The sequence below is a fragment of the Nocardiopsis potens DSM 45234 genome (assembly GCF_000341105.1).
GTDB classification, from domain to species: domain Bacteria; phylum Actinomycetota; class Actinomycetes; order Streptosporangiales; family Streptosporangiaceae; genus Nocardiopsis_A; species Nocardiopsis_A potens.
Map to the genome: position 1 here is coordinate 1 of NZ_ANBB01000111.1, position 3,862 is coordinate 3,862.

The 3,862-nt window shown below is 75.7% G+C and carries 1 protein-coding gene; it reads left to right on the forward strand.

All coding sequences use genetic code 11. The features are described 5' to 3' along the window. On the forward strand, positions 1-3,862 hold a 3,862-nt coding region (locus D459_RS0130100; RefSeq protein WP_017596706.1), incomplete at both ends, for a non-ribosomal peptide synthetase.

Below are 3,862 nucleotides of genomic sequence, written 5' to 3' on the forward strand. Positions count from 1 at the left end.
CGGTTTCTTCACCGAGTGGGCCGGGCGCGACGGCCGGGCGGCCGCCGTGGAGGTGGTGCTCAAACCGGGCCGGGCGCACAACGAGCTGACCCGGCACCGCTACGAGGCGGTCCTGCACCGCGCGGACGGCGGTGCGGACGGCGGCGCGGACGCCGCGGAGACCCTCGACGTCGCCGGCGCGCCGCGCCTGGTCTGGGGCCGCGACGTCGCCGACCTGGAGGGGGTGGCCGCGCGGGCGGCGGGCGGGGACGGCCCGGGGCGCGTCACCGGCCTGCCCAACGCCCGGCTGGCGACCGAGGAGGGCGCCGCGCTCACCGGCACCCCCGTCGACCCCGAGGAGCTGCGGGTCCGGTTGGAAGGGGCCGGGGGGCGGGCGGTGCCGACCTGGTCGCCGGAGGCGCCCGACCCGTTCGAGGCGGTGCTGCTGCCGCTCGACGCGACCGCGCCCCTGGCCGGGGTGTACCGCCCGGCCAAGGACGGGCGGCGGCTGGCCAACGACCCCGTCGGCTCCCGCCGCATCGGCGCACTGGTCTCCTCGGTGCGCGAGCACGCACGGCAGGTGCTGCCGGAGTACATGGTGCCCTCGGCCGTCCTGGCCGTGGACGCCGTACCGCTCACCCCGCACAACAAGATCGACTACGCCGCACTGCCCGCCCCCGACTTCGACGCGCTGACCACCGGCGGGGCACCGCGCACCGAACGCGAGGAGGCGCTGTGCGCCCTGTTCGCCGAGGTGCTCGGCCTCACCCGGGTCGGCGTCGACGACGGCTTCTTCGACCTGGGCGGCCACTCGCTGCTCGCCACCCGGCTGGTCGGCCGGATCCGCGCCGCCCTCGGCGTCGAAGTGCCGGTGCGGCTGCTCTTCGAGCACCCCACGGTCGCCGGCCTGGCCGAGCGGCTGGACGAGGGCGAGCGGATCCGCTCCGCCCCCGCCCCGCGCCCCCGCCCGGAGGCGGTGCCGCTCTCCTTCGCCCAGCGCCGGCTGTGGTTCGTCAACAAACTGGAAGGACCCTCGGCCTCCTACAACATGCCGCTGGCGCTGCGCCTGAAGGGGAACGCGGACGAGACCGCCCTCCGCGCGGCCCTCGACGACGTCGTCGAGCGGCACGAGTCGCTGCGCACCGTCTTCCCCGAACGCGACGGCCAACCGCACCAGCGGGTCATCCCCGCCGATGAGGCGCGGATCGCCTGGCGGACCCGCGACGTCACCGAGGCGGAACTCGGCGCCGTACTGGAGGAGGCCGCCGGCTACGCCTTCGACCTGGCCTCGGAGATCCCGGTACGCGGATGGCTGTTCCGGGTGGCGGAGCAGGAGTGCGTCCTGCTGGTGCTGATGCACCACATCGCCGCCGACGGCTGGTCCATGGGGCCGCTCGCCCGCGACCTGGCCGCCGCCTACGGCGCGCGCGTCCAGGGGACCGCACCCGATTGGGCCCCGCTGCCGGTCCAGTACGCCGACTACACGCTCTGGCAGCGCGAGCTGCTCGGCGCCGAATCCGACCCGCAGAGCCTGCTCAACGCCCAGCTCGACTACTGGCGGACCAGGCTCGACGGGCTGCCCGAGCAGATCGCGCTGCCCGCCGACCGGCCCCGCCCGGCGGTCGCCTCCTACCGGGGCGACCTGCTGGAGGTGGACGTCGACGCCGACCTGCACGCCGCCGTCGCGGAGTTCGCGCGCGCCTCCGGCGCCACCGTGTTCATGGTGCTGCAGGCGGCCATGGCCGCGCTGCTCACCCGGATGGGCGCCGGCACCGACATCCCGCTCGGCACCGGCGTGGCCGGCCGCACCGACCAGGCGCTGGACGACCTCGTCGGGTTCTTCGTCAACACCCTGGTGCTGCGCACCGACACCTCCGGCGACCCGTCCTTCGCCGAGCTGGTCGCCCAGGTCCGCGCGACCAGCGTGGAAGGCTACGCCCACCAGGACGTGCCCTTCGAGCACCTGGTGGAGGAGCTCAACCCGCGCCGCTCCGCCGCCCACCACCCGCTGTTCCAGGTCGGGTTCGCGCTGCTCAACACCGACCGGGCGCGGTTCGAGCTGCCCGACCTCAGCACCTCCCGGGAGACCGCGCTCACCCGCACCTCCCGGATCGACCTGCTGTTCATGTTCAGCGAGGAGCACGGGCGGGACGGCGCCCCGGCGGGCGTGCACGGCCAGATCGAGTACACCACCGACCTGTTCGACGGCGGCACGGTGCAGGGGCTGTTCGACCGCTGGGTGCGGCTGCTGCGCGCCGCCGTGGCCGACCCCGCCCGACCCATCGGCGACATCGAGATCCTCGCCGGCGACGAGCGGGACCGGGTGCTGGAGGAGTGGAACGCCACCGCCTCCGCGCTGCCCGAGGCCGCCTGGGCCGAGCTGTTCGAGGAGCAGGTGCGCAGCGCACCCGGCGCGGTCGCGCTCACCGCGGACGGCACCGACCTGACCTACGCCGAGCTGAACGCGCGCGCCAACCGGCTCGCGCACTGGCTGATCGGCCAGGGCATCGGCCCCGAGCGGCGGGTCGGCCTGGCGCTGCCGAAGTCGGCGGAGCTGATGACCGCGATCGTCGCCGTGCTCAAGGCCGGCGGCGCCTACGCGCCGCTCGACCCCGCCTACCCGGCGGACCGGATCGCCCAGATGGTCGGCAACGTCGCCCCGGACCTGGTGCTGACCAGTGCGGAGGCGGCCGACCGGCTGCCCGCGGAGCTGGACCCGGCGGTCGTGCGGATGATGGACGACCCGCGGGTGCGGGACGCCTGGCGGGCCTGCTCCGCCGAGGACCCCGCCCCCCGGGCGTCGGTGCGCGACGCCGCCTACGTCATCCACACCTCCGGGTCGACCGGCGTCCCCAAGGGCGTGGTGCTCACCCACGCCGGGATCGCCGGGCTGGCGGCCGCGCAGATCGAGCGGTTCGGCACCGGCCCGGGCAGCAGGGTGCTGCAGTTCTCCTCGCCCAGCTTCGACGTGTCCTTCGCGGAGATCTCCGCGGCCCTGCTGGCCGGCGGGACGCTGGTGCTGCCGAGGGTGTCGCCGCTGGTCGGCGAGGTGCTGGGCGGCGTGCTGGCCGAGGAGCGGATCACCCACCTGCTGATCGCCCCGTCGATCCTGGGCACCGTCCCCACCGGCGGGCCGGGCCCGCTGCTGCCGGACCTGTCGCACCTCATCATCGGCGGCGAGCCGTGTCCGCCGGACCTGCTGCGGACCTGGGCCGCCGGCCGGCGGGTGGTCAACGCCTACGGCCCCACCGAGTGCACCGTGTCGGTGGCCACCAGCGGTGCGCTGACCGGCGGCGGCCGCACACCGATCGGGCGGCCGGTGGTGAACACCCGGGTGTACGTGCTGGACGAGCGGCTGCGCCCGGTGCCGCCGGGGGTGCCCGGCGAGCTGTACGTGGCCGGCCGCGGCGTGGCCCGCGGCTACCTGGGGCGCACGTCGATGACGGCCGAGCGGTTCACCGCGGACCCGTTCGGTCCGCCCGGATCGCGGATGTACCGGACCGGCGACCTGGCCCGGTGGAACGCCGACGGCGAGCTGGAGTTCGCCGGCCGCGCCGACGACCAGGTCAAGGTCCGCGGCTTCCGGATCGAGCCGGGCGAGATCGAGGCGGTGCTGCGCAAGCACCCGGGGGTGTCCGACGCCGCCGTGGTGCTGCGCGAGGACCAGGCCGGCGACCAGCGGCTGGTCGGCTACGTCGTCCCGGCGGCCGACACCGGTGCGCTCCCGGCCGCCGGGGCGGAGCCGTCGGCGGCGGCCGAGCAGGTCGGTGAATGGCGGGACCTGTACGAGTCGGCGTACGCGCAGACGGCCCAGGCCCCGTTCGGCGAGGACTTCGAGGGCTGGGACTCCAGCTATGCCGGTGGTCCGATCGATCGGGACGAG